The 18,780-nt window shown below is 46.5% G+C and carries 19 protein-coding genes and 1 other RNA gene; 16 read left to right on the forward strand and 4 right to left on the reverse strand.

Annotated elements, in window-relative coordinates; all coding sequences use genetic code 11:
• Positions 1-79: 79 nt before the first annotated feature.
• The 12 genes from ASC49_RS12950 to gspM are packed head-to-tail and all read left to right on the forward strand — an operon-like array spanning position 80 to position 10,852.
• Entirely contained in the window at positions 80-1,228 is a 1,149-nt protein-coding gene (locus ASC49_RS12950) for a paraquat-inducible protein A (protein WP_162265213.1), read from the forward strand.
• A 2-nt stretch (positions 1,229-1,230) separates the two neighbouring features.
• Positions 1,231-2,892, forward strand: coding sequence for an intermembrane transport protein PqiB (gene pqiB / locus ASC49_RS12955; protein ID WP_055463668.1), 1,662 nt, complete (start codon positions 1,231-1,233; stop codon positions 2,890-2,892).
• Positions 2,889-3,449: a PqiC family protein gene (locus ASC49_RS12960; protein ID WP_055463669.1), complete on the forward strand. Its 561-nt coding sequence runs from the start codon at positions 2,889-2,891 to the stop codon at positions 3,447-3,449. Before pqiB ends, ASC49_RS12960 begins: the two co-directional genes overlap by 4 nt.
• Positions 3,450-3,474: 25 nt before the next feature.
• Positions 3,475-4,998, forward strand: a complete 1,524-nt coding sequence (gene gspE / locus ASC49_RS12965; protein WP_055463670.1) for a type II secretion system ATPase GspE — start codon at positions 3,475-3,477, stop codon at positions 4,996-4,998.
• Positions 4,998-6,197, forward strand: a complete 1,200-nt coding sequence (gspF, locus tag ASC49_RS12970; RefSeq protein WP_055463671.1) for a type II secretion system inner membrane protein GspF — start codon at positions 4,998-5,000, stop codon at positions 6,195-6,197. The genes gspE and gspF overlap by 1 nt, the downstream gene beginning before the upstream one ends.
• 20 nt (positions 6,198-6,217) lie before the next feature.
• Positions 6,218-6,679, forward strand: coding sequence for a type II secretion system major pseudopilin GspG (gspG, locus tag ASC49_RS12975; RefSeq protein ID WP_055463672.1), 462 nt, complete (start codon positions 6,218-6,220; stop codon positions 6,677-6,679).
• Entirely contained in the window at positions 6,669-7,163 is a 495-nt protein-coding gene (locus ASC49_RS12980; RefSeq protein WP_055463673.1) for a pilus assembly FimT family protein, read from the forward strand. Before gspG ends, ASC49_RS12980 begins: the two co-directional genes overlap by 11 nt.
• Positions 7,141-7,575 (forward strand): type II secretion system minor pseudopilin GspI, encoded by a 435-nt coding sequence (gspI, locus tag ASC49_RS12985; RefSeq protein ID WP_055463674.1) that lies wholly within the window; start codon positions 7,141-7,143, stop codon positions 7,573-7,575. Before ASC49_RS12980 ends, gspI begins: the two co-directional genes overlap by 23 nt.
• Complete coding sequence (gene gspJ / locus ASC49_RS12990) at positions 7,562-8,206, forward strand: type II secretion system minor pseudopilin GspJ (RefSeq protein ID WP_055463675.1); 645 nt, start codon at positions 7,562-7,564, stop codon at positions 8,204-8,206. The genes gspI and gspJ overlap by 14 nt, the downstream gene beginning before the upstream one ends.
• A complete protein-coding gene (gspK, locus tag ASC49_RS12995) occupies positions 8,203-9,189 on the forward strand; it encodes a type II secretion system minor pseudopilin GspK (RefSeq protein WP_055463676.1) in 987 nt (328 codons plus the stop codon). Before gspJ ends, gspK begins: the two co-directional genes overlap by 4 nt.
• Positions 9,190-9,197: 8 nt before the next feature.
• A complete protein-coding gene (gene gspL, locus ASC49_RS13000) occupies positions 9,198-10,343 on the forward strand; it encodes a type II secretion system protein GspL (RefSeq protein ID WP_141656850.1) in 1,146 nt (381 codons plus the stop codon).
• Positions 10,340-10,852: a type II secretion system protein GspM gene (gene gspM, locus ASC49_RS13005; protein WP_055463678.1), complete on the forward strand. Its 513-nt coding sequence runs from the start codon at positions 10,340-10,342 to the stop codon at positions 10,850-10,852. The genes gspL and gspM overlap by 4 nt, the downstream gene beginning before the upstream one ends.
• Before the next feature lie 13 nt (positions 10,853-10,865).
• On the opposite strand, the gene ASC49_RS13010 is transcribed toward gspM, so the two are convergent.
• From ASC49_RS13010 to ASC49_RS13015, 3 genes are all read right to left on the reverse strand, one after another.
• Positions 10,866-11,432, reverse strand: coding sequence for a 5-formyltetrahydrofolate cyclo-ligase (locus ASC49_RS13010; protein ID WP_055463679.1), 567 nt, complete (start codon positions 11,430-11,432; stop codon positions 10,866-10,868).
• A 6-nt stretch (positions 11,433-11,438) separates the two neighbouring features.
• Positions 11,439-11,616, reverse strand: a non-coding RNA gene (gene ssrS / locus ASC49_RS19635) — 6S RNA.
• 123 nt (positions 11,617-11,739) lie between these two features.
• Complete coding sequence (locus ASC49_RS13015) at positions 11,740-12,033, reverse strand: cell division protein ZapA (protein ID WP_055463680.1); 294 nt, start codon at positions 12,031-12,033, stop codon at positions 11,740-11,742.
• Between the two features lie 142 nt (positions 12,034-12,175).
• On the opposite strand from ASC49_RS13015, the gene prfB reads away from it, so the two are divergent.
• The 4 genes from prfB to ASC49_RS13035 all read left to right on the forward strand — a co-directional run bounded on the left by prfB (position 12,176) and on the right by ASC49_RS13035 (position 17,999).
• Positions 12,176-13,271, forward strand: a protein-coding gene (gene prfB / locus ASC49_RS13020; RefSeq protein WP_141656851.1) for a peptide chain release factor 2 whose coding sequence is annotated in 2 segments (ribosomal slippage) — positions 12,176-12,247 and positions 12,249-13,271 — 1,095 coding nt in all. Because the reading frame shifts where the segments join, the coding sequence is not laid out codon by codon here.
• A 38-nt stretch (positions 13,272-13,309) separates the two neighbouring features.
• Entirely contained in the window at positions 13,310-14,812 is a 1,503-nt protein-coding gene (gene lysS, locus ASC49_RS13025) for a lysine--tRNA ligase (protein ID WP_055463770.1), read from the forward strand.
• A gap of 156 nt (positions 14,813-14,968) precedes the next feature.
• Positions 14,969-16,024 (forward strand): histidinol-phosphate transaminase, encoded by a 1,056-nt coding sequence (hisC, locus tag ASC49_RS13030; protein ID WP_055463682.1) that lies wholly within the window; start codon positions 14,969-14,971, stop codon positions 16,022-16,024.
• Positions 16,025-16,478: 454 nt separating this feature from the next.
• Entirely contained in the window at positions 16,479-17,999 is a 1,521-nt protein-coding gene (locus ASC49_RS13035; protein ID WP_055463683.1) for an acetyl-CoA hydrolase/transferase family protein, read from the forward strand.
• 57 nt (positions 18,000-18,056) lie between these two features.
• On the opposite strand, the gene ASC49_RS13040 is transcribed toward ASC49_RS13035, so the two are convergent.
• Positions 18,057-18,695: an SDR family oxidoreductase gene (locus ASC49_RS13040; protein WP_055463684.1), complete on the reverse strand. Its 639-nt coding sequence runs from the start codon at positions 18,693-18,695 to the stop codon at positions 18,057-18,059.
• Positions 18,696-18,780: the final 85 nt, after the last annotated feature.

An 18,780-nucleotide genomic window follows, 5' to 3' on the forward strand; every position in this document is an offset into this window, starting at 1 on the left:
TTCGATCCTTAAAAAACGCGCTATAACTATAGTGCGTTTTTTTATGGGCAATCGCCTGCAATCGGTTGTAGTGAGTTTGATGAATAAGCAATGGGTGGGAGCGCAAGGCTCTGGTGAAAATAGAATGATTCCCTGCAAGGGATGTGGGCTTCAAACACTTGTTCCTAGTCTAGAGCCGAATCAAACTGCTTATTGTCCACGCTGTGGTCACAAGCTTACCTCCTTGAAGCAGAACTGGGTCGACAAAGTTTTGGCGTTAGGCCTGTCAGCACTTTTATTGCTGTTATTGTCTATTTCCTTCAATTTTCTATCATTTTCTAGCAATGGATTAGAAACATCGATCACGTTGATATCTGAAGTGGAGACTCTGATAGCGCAAAACAATTTAAGCCTAGCCGCGGTCATATTGTTTGTTTGTATTCTCTTGCCAGCCTGTGTCTTATTATTGCTTTGTGCTTGGATGCTATCGATTAAATTTGGTATTGGTTTGCGAGCTACGAAGGCACAAATCGCTCTCTGCTTTAACTTTATTATTTGGTGTATGCCAGAAGTATTTATGGTCGGCGTGATCGTCAGTATGGTCAAGGTTACCTCGATGGCAGAGGTAAACTTTGGTCCGAGCTTCTATTTTTATATAGGTTTTATGGTGTTATACATTTTGACTTTGTTGCACCTTGACCGTTTTCAAGTAGAGCTGGCTTTTATAAAAGAGTCGAAGTTTACCGCGACCGTGCTTAACACTGATAAGCGTGTGCAATGGACTTGGGCGTTATTGTTTACTTCTGTCATATTGTACCTGCCGGCAAATTTATTGCCGATCATGACAACTCGATTTTTAGGCGTGGACTCACCTTCGACGATTGTAGGAGGGGTGATTACTTTGTGGCATCATGGCTCTTACATGATTGCGGCGGTCATCTTTATTGCCAGCATCTTAGTGCCTATGTTTAAAATGTTTGCGATAGGCTATTTAAATTATTCTGTGCAGACGAACAGTAATGTCAGCATCAAGCAGCGTTATACCTTATATCGAGTCACTGAAATGATGGGGCGCTGGTCGATGATTGATGTCTTTGTCGTCGCGATTTTAGCTGGGTTGGTGCAGCTTGGAAGCACTATGAGTGTCTACCCTGGTTCTGCTGTGATTGCATTTTGCGCTGTGGTTGTGCTGACAATGTTGGCCGCTATGTCATTTGATAGCAGAATGATTTGGGAAAATGAGCAATAAATATGAGTCTACCGTCAGATCAACACCGTAAAACATCGGGCACTGTTTCCGCTACGATAAAGTCAAACAATCGTATTTCGAAGATTTGGCTCATTCCTATTGTCACTCTGTTACTGAGTGCATGGTTTATTTTGCAAGAATTAAACGACAAAGGCCTTGAGATAGAGATTGAGTTCCAAACGGCGACTGGATTGGAAGCAGGAAAAACGCAAATCAAAATCCGTGATGTGGTCATCGGTCGAGTGGATTCTCTTGAATTGAAAGACGATTCTTCAGGAGTTCTAGTCACTGCTCTGTTGGACAAAAAAGCTGAGAAGTTTCTACGTACCGATACGCGCTTCTGGATCGTTTCCCCAAGAGTATCTCTTGAGGGGATTTCAGGCCTGCAAACTTTATTGTCAGGCTCTTACATTGATATGGCTCCTGGCCTTGATGTACAGACTTCACGCCATTTTACTGCCTTGAATGATCCGCCAGTGACGCCGATCGGGACCCCCGGTTTACGGGTCTTTTTAAACAGCGAAAAGTCATTTACCGCCAAAGTAGGGGATCAAGTCATTTATCGTGGGCTTGCTGTCGGCCGAATTGAAACGGTGGAATATGATTTAGAAAAGCGTTTGGCCAAATACAGTGCTTTTATTGAGGCGCCGTTTGATAAGCTAGTCACCTCCAACACTCGATTTTGGAATACCAGTGGCATTGAGTTGGAGCTAGGGGCTGATGGTGTGGGCGTTAGCACTCCGAATTTAGAATCACTCATTGCCGGCGGTATCACTTTCGATGAACCGGAAGGTATGCCGCCTAGTCACCCTTTTCAAAAAGATAAGGTCTTCGAAATTTACCCTTCTTACAAAAGTGCCATGGCGCACCGCTATGTTGAGAAAGTCTATTATCTGATTTTAATCGAAAGCTCTGTGCGTGGCCTGAAAGAAGGCGCACCAGTAGAGTATCGTGGTTTGCAAATTGGTCAGGTAGAAGACATCAATATTAAGCTGGATGACCATAAACTTCGTGTTGATGAAGACTCTTACAAGATTCCTGTGCTGATTTCTATTCAACCTGGACGGGCCAACTTGACCGATGATGCGGCAGGTAGAGAGCTTATCAGCAAGCAATTTAAGCTTTGGGTGGAAAAGGGATTAAGGGCGTCCCTCAAAACTGGCAGTTTGCTAACAGGAGCGGTATTTGTTGATCTTAAACATGATGATAAAGCAGACGCATACAAAACTGTGCTATTAGCGGGATATCCTGTCATTCCTACAGTACCAGATGAGATTGTCCAGTTTACTGATCAGTTGAGCACAACCTTGGATAAGATAAACGAATTACCTTTACAAGGTGTGGCTGATGATTTACGAGTCTTGCTGCAAGATCTATCTAGCAGTGCTAGCGCGTTTAATCAGGCGAGCGCTTCAATCAGTGATAAGTTAGACGAATTTGATATGGCAAACATGAACCAAACCCTATCGAGTTTGAACGATGTGTTAGAGAAATTTGCCACGGATGATAATGGTGTGTCATCGATCAACCAAACCATGATCGAAATTCAAAATGCCATGCGCGAGTTAACGCCATTGCTGCAGAAAATGAATACGGCTCCGAATAGTTTGATCTTTAAGAGTCAGGTAGCGCCGGATATCGAGCCTCGAGGAGCAAGGCGATGAAAGTAATATTGCTATTAATCAGTTTCCTAATGTTGGCGGGCTGTTCTTCACAAACATTGCAGCCGCCAAAATACTATGTTTTGAGTGGCTCTCCTGGGCAACTTACGCCTCACAAGACGCTGCACCCGGCAATCGAAGTGCATTCCATTGTGCTGTCGGATTATCTGCAAAGCTCGAATATTGTGTTGCAAGTCTCGGATCATGAGTTGTTCTTTTCAGCGAACCATCTCTGGGCAGAACCCTTGCAAGTAGGGATTGAAAAAGTACTGCTTAACCGATTCTCGAACACTCAAGACTTAACCACTAATGAGGCGTTACAGTTAGATCTTAACATTGATTATTTTCACATCGTAGATCGTGATGCAGTGATTTTGTCCGGTAGCTATTCAGTTGAAAACCGTGCTGGTGATACTTGGGTGCGTGAGCGTTTTGCTTTACGTGAGCCGTTAAACGACTCAGGTTATGAGTACGCCGTGTCGGTGATGTCCTCCATTCTTGGGGCGTTAAGTCAGGAAATAGCCGAAAAAGTGGCTGCTCACGACAGTAGCGCACTTTAGTGCTCGGGTTTTATAAGGTTTCCTTTTGTCAGCTCTAGCTTACTCTTTTGTCAAAGAATACGGCGTCTTACTGTATCCGTCTGCCGCTGGTTGGGTATTAGCCCACCGTGCTAGTACGGCCTTGTCAGCGTTAAATGAAGCGTTCCGTTTGTGCCCTGAAATGCCAAGATTAGAGGTCTTGTCTGATCAAGCGTTTGATGCTCAGGTGGTGCAGTATTATCAGCAGGCAGGTCAACAAACGCTGGCGAGCGTGAATGCTTTGGACGACGACTCTTATTTGCAAGGATTAGATCTAGAAAGCTTGGCAGAAGCCATACCTGAAAACGAAGATTTACTCGAACGAGAAGGGGATGCGCCAGTTATTCGCTTGATCAATGCGATCCTGAGTGAAGCTTTAAAAGAGGGTGCCTCTGACATTCATATTGAAACCTATGAACGCCAACTCAAAGTACGTTTTCGGGTGGACGGTCTTTTACGAGACGTTATTTCCCCTAAGCGAGCCTTAGCTCCTATGTTGATTTCCCGCATCAAAGTGATGGCAAAAATGGACATCGCGGAGAAGCGCTTGCCACAAGATGGCCGTATTTTATTGCGCGTTTCTGGTCAAGATACGGATGTACGAGTATCTACCTTACCGTCGACCTTTGGCGAGCGGGTGGTATTACGTTTACTTAATACATCGGTGGCACAGTTGGAGTTGGATCATCTTGGAATGAGTATCCAAGATCAAAACCGCTTACGCCAATTGATTGGGAAGCCAAACGGTATTGTATTAGTAACAGGCCCGACAGGCTCAGGTAAAACCACCACGCTGTACGCCGCATTGAATTATCTAAATCATGGGCGTAGCAACATTATGACCGTGGAAGATCCGGTGGAATACCAGCTTGATGGTGTGGCGCAAACCCAAGTGAATAGCAAAGCAGGCATGAGCTTTGCCAAAGGATTGCGAGCCATTCTGCGGCAAGATCCAGACGTAGTGATGGTGGGAGAAATTCGAGATTTGGAAACGGCTGAGATAGCGGTGCAGGCTTCTTTGACGGGGCACTTAGTGCTTTCTACATTGCACACGAACAGTGCCATTGCCGCTGTGACACGCCTACAAGATATGGGGATTGAGCCCTTTTTGCTGTCTTCTTCTTTAGTCGGCGTGGTAGCGCAACGCTTGGTGCGCCGATTATGTGATCATTGTAAGTTGACGCAGCCTATGGATCAGGCAACGGGGCGGTTGTTTGCTCAGGTTTCGATTTTACCTGAAAGTCTATATCGTGCCCATGATGAGGGCTGCGAACATTGTTATCAGGGCTATCGTGGTCGTTTAGGCATTTATGAAATGATTGAAATGGATTCGGTCTTACAACGCTTGATTCACGATCAAGCTTCGCAACAAACCTTGGCAGACTATGTGCAACAGCATTGTCCAAGTTTACGTATAGATGGTTTACAAAAAGCGGCTATGGGGCTGACGTCGATCGAAGAAGTATTGCGTGTAACTTCATATCTTGTTCGAGACGTATCCGATCAGCATTCTGCCAATGGGTTAGACTGATGGCGGTCTTTGAATATCGTGCGTTAACCGATGGCGGCCGCAAACGCAAGGGCGTGTTGGAAGCGGACAATGAACGTCATGCTCGCCAGCAGCTGCGTCAAAAAGGCTTGGTTCCGTTGCAGCTTAAAAGTGCCAAAGTCAGCCGTAAAACTTTCTTTCCTAGCAACTTATCGATCCGTGAACGAGCACTCGTCATACGTCAACTGGCGACCTTGATTGAGGCAGGGCTGCCGATTGATGACGCTTTATCAGGCGTGGCATCGCAATCAGGCAAAGGTCGTGTGCGTTCGATGTTGTTGGCGATTCGTGCTCGGGTGCTAGAAGGTTTTTCCTTGGCTCAAGCTCTTAGTGCGTATCCCAAAGCGTTTCCAACATTATTTCAGGCCAGTGTTCAGGCGGGTGAAGAGTCAGGCAAGCTACCAGCGGTATTATTAGCTTTAGCTGAGAGCTCTGAACGTGAACAAAGAACGCAGCAGAAGCTGCAGTCAGCGCTCCTTTATCCGGCATTGCTCACGCTGGTGGCCATTGCTATTGTCAGTTTCCTTCTAGGATCGGTGATGCCAGATATTGTCGCAGTATTTCAGCGACAGAATGCTCCATTGCCACCGCTAACCCAAGCTTTGATTGGGGTGAGTCATGGCTTGTCTGATTGGGGGATTTGGTGCCTGTTAGCGTTGTTGATGTGTTTAATGGGGCTGTCTCTTTCGAGACGAAATAGCGCCATACGGCTGAGCCAAGATCGCTTCTTGTTGAGGTTTCCTTGGCTTGGGCGACTGCTGGCTACGTTTGCCATAACGCGCTACGTGTCGACCTTGTCCATGCTAACTCGAAGTGGAGTGCCTCTGGTGTATGCTATGGAAATTTCCGCTAAAGTGATTGCAAACTTAGCATTGAAGCAGCGTTTTCAAACAGCGCAACAGCATGTTCGTGAGGGAATGTCGCTGTCACAAGCTCTATCAGACATGCCCCATGTGCCGCCCCTTATGCGTCAGCTTATTAGTAGCGGTGAACGTAGCGGTGATCTAGCTGGTATGCTGGATAAGGCGGCTCGCCAACAAAGCGAACTCAGCCAACATAGAATGAATAACTTCCTCACCCTGTTTGAGCCACTAATGCTGCTGGTGATGGGCTGTGCTGTTTTGCTGATCGTGATGGCGATATTGTTGCCGATTATGAATATGAACCAATTATTGCGTTAACTTGTTAAAGGAATTCTGTCATGGGACACCACTATGTGCCGCCTAAACGCGCCTCATTAAAACGTCAGCAGTCGGGCTTTACTCTACTTGAATTGATGGTGGTGGCGGCCATTTTGAGTTTGTTGGTGGCTTTGGTAGCGCCTAATTTGTTGGGGCGCTCAGACGATGCGAAAGTAGCGGTGGCGAAAACCCAGCTGCGCAATATTGTTTCAGCGCTAGATTTATATCGATTAGATAATGGTCATTACCCATCCACTGCACAAGGGCTACAAGCTTTGGTGTCGCGTCCGTCTAGCTACCCAGAAGCACGGAATTGGAAACAAGGGGGCTATCTACCATCGTTGCCTAAAGATCCTTGGCAATCAGAGTATTTGTATATCAGCCCTGGTGCGCAAGGGGCTTACGACCTTTTAACCCTAGGCTCCGATGGTCGAGAAGGGGGAGAAGGAGACGCTGCGGATATTTCTAGTCATGCCCTATAACACCGCGCCGCGTAACGCCGATGGCTTTACGCTGCTGGAGCTGTTGGTCGTGCTAAGTATCTTGGCTGTGATGGTGTCCCTAGTTGCCCCCAACTTAACTGGCTTGGTGGCGCAAGATAAGGCAAGACTTGAAGCCAATACATTGCGACAAGCTTTGCAAACCGTGATTGACCAAAGCTGGCTGGAAGGGCGTTCAAGTGTTATCGAGCTGCGCCAAAATGAGTTGCTTGTTTGGCGCCGACAAGGCGAGCAATGGCTATCGGAAGGGGCTGTGTATCGGCTACAAAGTGGGCTTGAATATCAACTCAGTACGCAAAATAAATACCTGAGTAACGCTCGGCAGAGTCTTAATTTTCCTGGCAACATGTCGTGGGTCACCTTGGCTAATGCCGAATATTTACCGTTTCGCTGGCGTATTCAAAGCCACAGTCACTCGTATATTTTAGTTGGAGATGGCATCAATGGTCTTCAGCTCGAGGAGTAGGCAAGGCTTTACCTTGATTGAAGTTTTGGTGGCTTTAGTTGTGCTCTCAGCCATAGGTGTTACCTTGCTGCAAACCAGTCATACGGGGACTGAGCATAGCCGTTACTTACAGCATAAGCTTTTTGCGAGTTGGATCGCTGAAGATCGAGCGACCGCTCTACGTTTAGCCATCCGTTTAGGGCAGCCGATCTCATTTGATGAAGTGGTGGTGAAACAAGGTGGGGAGCGTTTTGTGGCGCGGGTAACGGCGACCAAGCAAACCGATTTACTACAGCGTATTGAAATTCGGGTGTTTTATTGGAACGACGCTCAATCCTCGCAGCAAGCAAATCCTCTTTATCAGCTCGTCAGCTACTTGCCTCAAACAGCATTGTTGGAGAGTAATCAAGGGGTCAGTCATGTCCTCCCATAAACCTTTTTTGTCACCCTTAAACAGCACTGGCTTTACCCTAGTGGAGCTGTTGGTCGTGGTGTTGATCATGGCGATTATGGGAACCGCAGCTTATGACATGCTTGGCACGTCCATGCGCTTGGAAAGCCGCAGCGCAGAGCAGTCTCAAGAAATGGAGCAACTTACCCGAGCATTTTATTGGTTACAGCAAGATGCCGAGCAATACATCGACCGACCGATACGTGATGAGTTGGGGGAATTCGAGCCGAGCCTTGCTCTACAAGGTAAGTCTCTCAGTCTGACTCACTTAGGTTGGGCCAATCCTTTACAAGAGCAACGTTCGACAGTGCAACGGGTGACATACCAGTTAATCAATGGGGAATTGCGACGTATGAGCTGGCGAGTGCTGGATCGGACACAGGATTCTAAGCCGTTGCAGCAAATACTGCTTTCTTCAGTACAAGACATTGAGTTTGCGGTCTTATCAAATACCGGATGGCAACCCCTGTGGCCGCAAACTTCCTCGTTACCCGGTGCACAGGATGTTGCTAACTATCCTGTAGCCCTACGCATTCGTCTAACCTCCAGGCAATTTGGTACACTAGAGCGCCTATTTGAGTTACCCAGCCTTACCGCTGGAGACATACCATGAAAACGACTCAACAGCGTGGAGTCGTATTGTTGATGACGTTGATGGTCTTGGCCGTAGTGGCGACTTTATCTATGTATACTCTAAAGCATCTAGATCGCTCGGTGGCATTAGTCACTTTTCGTCAAGACGAGGCAATTATTCGGCAGCAACTGCTTGGTGGCGAAGCATGGGCAAGCGTTTGGTTTGCTCGTCATTATGATGCACTGGCCAATGTTAGCGTGCCTAAACTTGATCAGCCTTGGCATTTGTTGAGCCAAGAGTTTGCACTGGATCGCTCAACAGAGCACTTGCAGATTGATGTGGTGGAGCGACAAGCCTGTATCAATCTTAATCTGCTTGGCGATGCCGCTCGTGCGGCATTGACGGAGCAGCGCTTAGCGCGTTTATCTAATGCACTGTCACTAGATTCTACTTGGATTGCTGTGCTAAAAGATTGGATAGATAATGATCAGGATTTGACCAGTGCAGTCAGTCATGAAGACGAGTATTACCTAGGTCTTGAGCCGGCTTTTCGCAGTGCCGATAGTGCCTTGGTCGATGCCAGTGAACTGGCCTTATTGCCAATACCAGAGAGCGTATTTACACGCCTTGCTCCCTATACCTGTTGGCGACCAGAAGGTGATCAGATCAATTTAAATAGACTGAATGAGCCCTTAATCAAAGCCTATTTTCCTACCCTAGATGAGCAAAAGAGTGCTGCGTTGTTGGCGCGTTTGGCCTCGTCAGGATTTGATAGTGTAGAGGCTTTTTTAGCATGGCCAGACCTGTCTGATGAGGCATTGAACCCTACGGAGTGGCGTATGGAGAGTCGTTATATAGAAGTCTATGTGACCTTAAACGCGGAGCAAACAAAGCGCTTTTTACATAGCCGATTGAGGCGCTTAGATGATGGTCGGGTGGTGGCTTTTGCTCGCGCCTTTGAGCCCTTTGACGTACTATCTAACACCTTAACCCAGCGTAATATTGAGACCAATAGTCGGTAGGGAAGCTTGTGCAGAGATTGATAGTTCAATTGAGGGAAACAACCTCCTGCGATCATCTGGTCGCGGATTGGTGGTTCTTTGATGGTCTGCAGCTGACAAGCCAAGGCAATGCGATATCACCAGAGCAAATGGCTACCACGTGGCAGCATCTACAACAGCAAGCTGCGTTTGCTAAGCAAGGGAGGCTGGTTGAAGTGGTGTTGTTTGCTCCGGCCCATCGTGTGCACATGCGCTTGCTTAATGTGAGCAAAGGACAAGGTCGTCATCTAAATCGAGTTTTGCCTTATTTAATGGAGCCTTTCCTCGGTCAGAGTGTAGATGAAATGCACTTTGTAGCGGCTCCGGCTCAAGATGAGAAGGTTTGGGCGTTTGCTGTCGCGCATTCGCACATGCTTGCTTGGCAAATCTGGTCTGCGGTATTTACTGATTATCGCGTGTCACTATTCGCTTTGCCATGTTTGTTGTCGACCACTGCGACAGAGAAAGTGACCGAGTTGTTGGGAGAATGTTTTCAGTTCCAATGTGAACAATGGTGTTGGCTACCCAAAAATTTAATGCCACAGCAGGCGACCTCTGTTTTGGATGGGATCAGTGTCAACCAGATCCTGAATCAATCAAAAACTTGGGCGCGCTTTAATCTGCTACAAGCCCGTTATCAGGTTCGCTGCCAAAGAAATACGACACTTCAGCCTTGGCGTTGGGCAGCTGTATTGTCACTACTGGCGTTTTCCGCCTACAGTCTAAACACCTATCTCGATACCCAATCCCTTAATCAGCAAGCCCAGTATTGGGAAACGACGGCCAATCAGGCGTTTTTAAAATTGCTACCAGAAGAAGGTCGAGTGGTGAATCTGACACGTCAAATGGCCGCTCGATTGCAGCATGTGAGGGAGGTATCTGCCGAGCAGGTTGCTTCAGCCTATGAAGTACTTACGATGTTAGATTCGGTTCGAGACGATACAGCTAAGACGCAAGGGCTTCAAAGCATTGCTTGGCAGCCCCAAAGTTATCGCTTTGAATGGCGTACAAACTCACGAACGGAGCTAGAGCGCATTCAGCAAATCTTGTCGAGCAAGGGCGTCGAGTTAGAGCAAACGGTTCGCCAAGAACAAGGTTACTTAGGTGTATTTCGTGCGCAAGGAGTAGCTTTATGAAGGCTTGGTTAGCCAAACAATTTGAGCAAAGTGCTGGCATACAAAATGGGATACGCTGGTATCAGTCCTGCAGTAGGCGAGAGCGGGTGCTATTAAGCCTAGTGTTGCTCTTGCTAGCGGCTCTGCTCTTGTACAGTTTTATCTTAGCGCCACTACAGCAGCGACAAAGTCTTGCAGAAGCCCGTTTAGCTCAGGCGCAACAGCAGTACCAAGCGTTACAAATGAATGCCCAGAAGTTGCTCTCGACGCGTCAACAAGCTGGCCTTGAAGATCGCAGTAGTGATGCTTTGCGTCGCGTATTAAGCCAAACAGCTGCCGCGGCTCAGTTTAGCGCCGACAGAGTGCAAGTTGAAGGTGATAGCCGCTTACAAGTCTGGGCGTCAGAGGTGTCTTTTGCTGTGGTAGCGAAATGGTTAAACGGTTTGGCGAATGAGCGCGTAGCTATTGCTAACTTGCAAATAGAGCGCGTCGGCGAAGGCATGGTTAATCTTCGCCTAACGTTGGATTAGTAAAACAGCAGCATTAGCATTGAATGTGTCGGCTAGGCGTCAACATGCCACTTAGTGGCACATCCCAAGATTCAATAGGGAGCTGCTCAACTTCTTGGCAGTCATGGGCAAGGCCGATCAAGCGAGTGCGAGCTGCTTTATTTTCAAACGTACGATCATAAAAGCCACCGCCCATACCTAGGCGTCCGCCTTGAGCGTCAAAACCTACCAACGGCATTAATACCATATCCATTTCGGAGCCTTGAAGTGGTGCTGGATCAATTGGTTCAAGAATATTAAAGCTGTTCTTTTGCCATTCGCAGTTTTCGCTATAGTGTGCGAAGACCAAGGATTGACCTACTAAAACGGGTAGAAAGACGTTGATATCGTTTTGCCAGCACCATTGGCAAATTTCACTTGGTGAAATTTCACCATCGTTGGTCAGGTATAAGGCAAGGTTTGACTGAGGCTTAAGCGAAGAGGCTAGCGCATTTTGGAATTGCTCAAGCAATTGCAATGATGCCGTGTGCTGTTCAGCTTCGGTGAGTTGTTTGCGTTTTGCGCGCAATGTTTGTCGCAAGGTCTGACGATCTAAAGACATAAAAAAGAGTTTCCCAAGTTGCCGTTTCGACTATTGGCCTTGAACCCAGTGGTTCAAGGTGGAAATAGCTGAAGTTCTTTAGGCTTTCCGACGCACGGACATGCACACCGAACTTGCAGTATCTTTCCGGGGGTTTGCTCATAGGCTCAAGGGCGTTAAGCCGCTTCGAACAACCCAGGAAACACCGCCAGTATAAGGCAGAAGATGTGAAAAATCACCCTTGAAATCTTGGGGATGCTCGGGCTACTTGAAGAATTTTCGTGAGTAAAACCCTTGCTAAACGCCGAGAAACCAATTTTAAAAATTATTAACCCGCTTTGCTTTGATGGCCTAGGGCAGAGTCTAACTGAGAAGTTAGCTCGCGCAGCTGCTGTTCATTAGAGCGAGCATAACGGCGGCTTGATAACAAATCATAGGTAATGTTTAAAGCGGTAATAATGGCAATTTTTTCAAGTCCGACCGCTTTGCCACTTGCACGAAGCTCACGCATTTGAGTATTTAGATATTCTGCGGCTTCTTTTAATTCTGCCTCATGACCTTTTGGGCAGTTGATATTGAAAGACTTGCCCAGAATGTCGACAGCAACAGTTGGCTTTTCCATGGTATCTCCGACAGCTAGATAAGCGTTATATAAGGTGAATTTCCATTATTTTCGTAACGAATAACATTTTATGCCGCAGGTAAATTCGTTACAATTGCGGATTCGATAAATCCACTAAAATTTATAGCAAATTGACGCAAAAATGGAAATTAATCCGATCATTTCGAAGATAAAAGACCTTTCCGAACGAACACAAGTGCTTCGGGGGTATCTTTGACTACGAGTCAAAGAACGAACGACTAGAAGAAGTTAACCGTGAATTAGAAGATCCGAACGTTTGGAATGACCCTGACTACGCTCAGAAGTTAGGTCGTGAACGCTCTGCTTTGGAAACGGTAGTATCGACTATTGATAATATGGAATCGGGTGTTGAAGACGCTCAGGTACTATTGGATATGGCGGTTGAAGAGAATGACGAAGATTCTGTGGAAGCAGTTAAGCTAGAGCTTGAAGAGCTTGAAAAACAGCTGGCTGAACTAGAGTTTCGTCGCATGTTCTCTGGTGAAATGGACCCAAACTCTGCTTTCTTGGACATTCAGTCAGGCTCGGGTGGCACCGAAGCCCAAGATTGGGCCAACATTCTATTGCGTATGTACCTACGCTGGGGTGAAGACAAAGGCTTTAAGGTAGAGTTAGTCGAGGTGTCTGCAGGGGAAGTGGCAGGTATCAAGTCGGCGACGGTCCGCTTTGAAGGTGAATACGCTTTTGGCTGGTTACGTACGGAAACAGGTGTTCATCGTCTCGTTCGTAAGTCTCCATTTGATTCGGGGAATCGTCGTCATACGTCGTTTGCTTCGGTCTTCGTTTCGCCTGAGATTGATGACAATGTTGAGATCGACATCAATCCGGCGGATTTGAAAACCGACACATACCGCTCATCCGGTGCCGGTGGTCAGCACGTAAACACCACGGACTCGGCGGTACGTATTACCCACATTCCATCGGGTATTGTGGTGCAATGTCAAAACCAGCGTTCGCAACACGCGAACCGTGACTTTGCCATGAAACAATTACGTGCCAAGTTGTACGAAATGGAAATGCAGAAACGTACGGAAGCAGCTCAGGCTCTAGAAGATACTAAGTCTGATATCGGTTGGGGAAGTCAGATCCGTTCTTACGTATTGGATGCTTCTCGTATTAAGGATTTGCGTACTGGTGTGGAAAGTTCCAACACGGGCGCGGTGCTTGATGGCAACCTAGACCAATTTATTGTGGCGAGCCTTAAACAAGGCCTTTAATGCACTAAAACCTTTTGACAAGAGTAATGTACAAAATCATGTCTAACGAAACTCAAAACGAGACCAGCGTAACTTCTGAAGATAACCGTTTAGTTGCAGAGCGCCGCGCTAAGTTGGCTGCCATTCGTGAGCAGGGTAATGCGTTTCCAAATACGTTCCGTCGCGATGCATACGCAGCGGATCTACAAGAACAATTTGGCGAGCTTGAAAAAGCTGAGCTAGAAGAACAGAACAATGTCGTCAGTATTGCGGGTCGTATCGTACGTAACCGCGGTGCTTTCATGTTGCTACAAGACATGTCTGGCCAAATCCAAGCCTACGTTAACCGTAAAGCCTTGGACGAAGAAACCTTAAAGGACATCAAAACTTGGGACCTTGGTGACATCATCGGTGTAACTGGCCCTGTACACAAGTCTGGTAAAGGTGATCTTTACGTGGACATGCAGTCGGTTGAGTTGCTAACCAAATCGCTACGTCCACTGCCTGACAAGCACCATGGCTTGGCAGACATGGAAATGCGTTACCGTCAGCGTTACGTTGACCTAATCGTAAACCAAGAATCACGTAAAACGTTTGAAGTGCGTTCTAAAGTGATTTCTACGATTCGTCGTTTCTTAGAAGATCGTCGTTTTATGGAAGTAGAAACGCCAATGCTGCAAACCATCCCAGGTGGTGCATCGGCGCGTCCTTTCGTAACCCACCACAATGCCATGGACATGCAAATGTTCCTACGTATTGCGCCAGAGCTTTACTTGAAGCGTCTAGTGGTCGGCGGTTTTGAGCGTGTTTTCGAGATCAACCGTAATTTCCGTAACGAAGGTGTGTCAACGCGTCACAACCCAGAATTCACCATGATCGAATTCTACCAAGCGTACGCGGACTACAAAGATCTAATGGATCTAACGGAAGAAATGCTACGCACGGTATCTGAGCAAGTGTTGGGTACCACAAAAGTGCCTTACCAAGGTGAAGAGTTTGACTTTGGCGCGCCGTTCATTCGTATGACTATGTTGGAAGCGATCTTGCACTACAACCCAGAGCTAACTGAAGCGGATCTAGCAACCGTTGAGAGTGCGACGGCGGTAGCGAAGAAGCTACACATCGATGTTCAGCCAATCTGGGGTCTAGGTAAGCTTTGGACTGAGATTTTTGAAGAAACGGCGGAAAGCAAATTGATTCAACCGACGTTCATTACCGAATACCCTGCGGAAGTTTCTCCACTAGCACGTCGTAACGATCACAATGAATTTATTACGGACCGTTTTGAGTTCTTCATCGGTGGTCGTGAGATCGCTAACGGCTTCTCGGAGTTGAATGACTCTGAAGACCAAGCAGCGCGTTTCCGCCGTCAGGTAGAAGAGAAAGACGCAGGTGATGATGAAGCGATGCACTACGATGCAGACTACATCAATGCCCTAGAGTACGGTCTTCCACCAACAGCGGGTCAGGGTATCGGTATTGACCGTCTTGTAATGCTATTCACTGATTCACCATCGATCCGTGATGTATTGCTGTTCCCGCATATGCGCCCACAAGACTAATTGAGGCGTGATCGCGTAGCATACGTTTGATTTTATAAGGCCTCTTGATGAGGCCTTATTTTATTTTGGCTAGCTGTTTAAAGGGTATCGTTTCTAGGTATCTCCCTTTAAAAATAAAGCCCTTTGAACTTAATAAGCTTTTACAGAGAGAGTAATATGAGCCGTTTTTGGACCGATAAAATCGCTTCTCTTGACCCATATGTGCCAGGGGAGCAACCACAAGATAAGCAATACATTAAGCTTAATACCAACGAAAGCCCATACAGCCCATCGCCAAAAGCACTGGCTGCGATGCAAGAGCAGGTGAGTGAAAAGCTACGTCTTTACCCTGATCCAAACTGTCAGGTATTGAAGAGTGCCTTGGCTAACGCCTACGGTGTTGAGGCCAATCAAGTATTCGTAGGTAATGGCTCCGATGAAGTGCTAGCGTTGGCTTTCCAAGGCTACTTTGCGGGTGGTAAACCACTGGCGTTTGCGGACATCACTTACAGCTTCTACAAGGTTTACGCTAACTTATACGATATTAAGCCGCATATCATTCCGCTAACGGAAAACTTTGATATTGATCCGGCGGACTACGAAAACCTAGAGGTATCGGGGGTTGTGGTTACCAACCCAAATGCGCCAACCGGTAAGGCACTGCCACTTTCTGATATCGAGAAAGTACTCAAAGCAAACCCTGATGTGGTGGTGTTGGTCGATGAGGCTTATGTGGACTTTGGTGCGCAAAGCGCTGTGTCTTTGGTGAATCAATACCCGAACCTAATGGTGGTACAAACCTTCTCTAAATCTCGTGCACTAGCGGGTATTCGTGTCGGTTACGCGATTGCTCAACCTGAATTAATCGATGGCCTAGAGCGTCTGAAAAACTCATTCAACTCTTACCCAGTTGACCGTATTGCCCTTGCAGGTGCAACGGCTGCAGTAGAGGATGCGGACTACCTTAAAGAGATCTGCGACAAGACCATCGCTACCCGTGAGTGGACCGTTGTGGAACTTGAAAAGTTAGGTTTCTCAGTATTGCCATCGGCGACCAATTTCGTGTTTGCAACGCACCCAGATAAAGAAGCGGAAGCCTTGTACCTAAGCCTAAAAGAGCAGGGTATCTTAGTACGTTACTTTGGTAAGAAGCCACGAATCGGTGATTTCCTACGTATTACGATTGGTACGGATGCGGAAATGGCTGCTTTGATTGATGCGCTAAAAGCTTAGTTCTTATTTGTGTCGATAAAAGGCTAGGGTCATGAGGCTCTGGCCTTTTTTATTTTGAGTAACAATTTGATTAGAAAATAGACGATATTCAGCCTGTGGCCATTTTCTTAATGAGGAAAAATAAATGCGATAAATTACATTATCTCTAGCTAAAGGGTATAAATGAGAAAGATATGAGTAATGGCTATTTTGATGCTTGAGTATAATATAAAAAATTGAGTTTTATGTTGTCTAAATGCTTGATTTAAGATGTTTTTCTAATGGTTTTGGGGGCTTTTCGAATGTAATACTTTAGTCCAAATTACGACTCCCCATAAAGTTTCTATACTTGCCGCACTTTGATCTTTGTCACCAATATCCCTCCTTTTGAAAGCTTCTCAGCCAATAGAAATGCGTGTTGAAAGAGGCCTTATTGGTTCATTGATAAACAATAATAAAGAATAAAGGTTTTGGCATGCAGTTAGAGAGAATTAGAAACATCAGTTTACGCGATAAAGTCATGTCTGCTGAGCAGGCAAGCGAATTTATCAAAGATGGCATGACCGTTGGTATGAGTGGTTTTACGCGGGCAGGAGAAGCTAAAGCGGTACCGAAAGCCTTGGCCGAGCGCTGTAAACAACAGCCGATTAAGATCAATCTCATGACCGGCGCCTCATTAGGTAATGATCTGGATAAGATTCTAACGGAATCGGGCAGTCTAGCTCGTCGAATGCCCTTTCAGGTGGACACCACATTACGTAAAGCCATCAACAATGGTGAGGTCATGTTTATTGATCAGCATTTATCTGAAATGGTGGAGCAATTACGTAATCACCAATTAACACGCCCAGACGTGGCCATTATTGAAGCGGTTGCCATTACCGAAGAAGGGCATATCGTACCGACCACATCAGTGGGTAATTCTGCCAGCTTTGCGGTGTTTGCCGAAAAAGTCATCGTCGAAATCAATACTCTACACAGCGACAAGCTTGAAGGTTTGCACGATATTTACATTCCTTCTTATCGTCCATCTCGTACACCTTTGCCCTTAGAAAAGGTGGATGATCGTATTGGTTGTACGGCGATTCCAATCCCACCTGAAAAGATTGCTGGTATTGTCTTTACCAGCACACCGGATTCTTATTCAACAGTTTCTGGTCCTGATGTCGAAACAGCTGCGATTGCAGGTCATCTTGTCCGCTTCTTAAAGGATGAAGTAGCACAAGGGCGCTTGCCTAAGAATCTTGGTCCATTACAGGCTGGTATCGGTAATATTGCCAATGCTGTGATGATGGGGTTATTGGACTCTGATTTCGAAGACCTGACTATGTACTCAGAAGTACTGCAAGATTCGACGTTTGATTTGATCGATGCGGGTAAGCTGCGTTTTGCGTCAGGTTGTTCCGTGATCTTATCTGAGCGCATGAACTCAAAAGTATTCGACAATATTGAAGCGTACCAAGACAAACTGGTGCTTCGCCCGCAAGAAATGTCTAATCACCCTGAGATCGTACGCCGTTTAGGTATTATCGCGGTCAACACAGCTCTTGAGTTTGACCTATATGGTAACGTGAATTCTACCCACGTCTGTGGCACAAAAATGATGAATGGTATTGGCGGTTCCGGTGACTTTGCGCGTAATGCCAATATGTCGATTTTCGTGACCAAGTCGATTGCCAAAAACAGAGCGATTTCAAGTGTCGTACCTATGGTGAGCCATGTGGATCACACCGAACACGATGTGGACATTCTGGTTACCGATCAAGGTTTAGCGGATCTTCGTGGTCTAGCCCCACGTGAGCGTGCTGTGCGTGTCATTCAAAATTGTGTTCATCCAGATTATCGCCATCAGTTAATGAGCTACTTTGAGCGTGCCTGTGTTCGTGGCGGTCACACGCCGCATTTGATCGAAGAGGCATTTAGCTGGCATGTGAATTTAGAAAAACATGGCACTATGCATCTTGAGCACAAACAGAGTTGTGATTCACAGCAATAACAAGATCAAAGAACAGGGTGCGCAGTCATGGGCATCCTGTTCTGAGGCTTACACAAGCTAGTTTAGAATTTGATCGATAGGAGTTTCACCCCTAAACAGTTCGACGATTTTGATCTTGCTGTCATCGTTATCAATGCAGTAACAAATAGCATCCGCCACATCTGCACGGGAAATGTTCATTTGCTCGATGGTGTCAGGGCGTTGTGTTGTATAACCGCCAGTGGGCAAATCATTCGTTAACTTACCAGGTCTAAGGATTGTATAGGGTAGGCTGGTAATGGTTAGGTATTCATCGGTGATATGCTTAGCCACCATGTAAGGTTTCAAACTTTGATTTATCTCATCTGGGTCGTCGGCACCAAATGAGCTGAGTTGAATAAAGTGTTCAACACTTGGTTCTTCTTCGGCATAGTCTATGGCGCGTTTTGCCGCCCAAAGATCCACCAGTAACGTTTTATCACAGCCTGTAGAGCTACCTGAACCTGCGGCAAACACAACAGTGTTTACATTGTGAAAAGCATCACTGAAATCGTCTTCAAGGTTAACCTGATAAACCTCTAGATTCGGATGTGATAGTTCGCTGGCACGCTGTGTGTCTCGGACTAAGGCACGGACCTTATGTCCTCGATTGAGAAGGGTGTGACACACTTTTTGTCCGACTTGGCCGGTTGCGCCGATTACCAAAATAGTAGACATGGTTATTGGCCTCTGCTTTGAAATTTACTTAAGCTTAGCCAATAAGTGAGCAGTTAATGTGAAGGAATAGGTGCTTTCACAGTGT

It is taken from the genome of Marinomonas fungiae, from assembly GCF_001418205.1.
GTDB lineage: Bacteria > Pseudomonadota > Gammaproteobacteria > Pseudomonadales > Marinomonadaceae > Marinomonas > Marinomonas fungiae.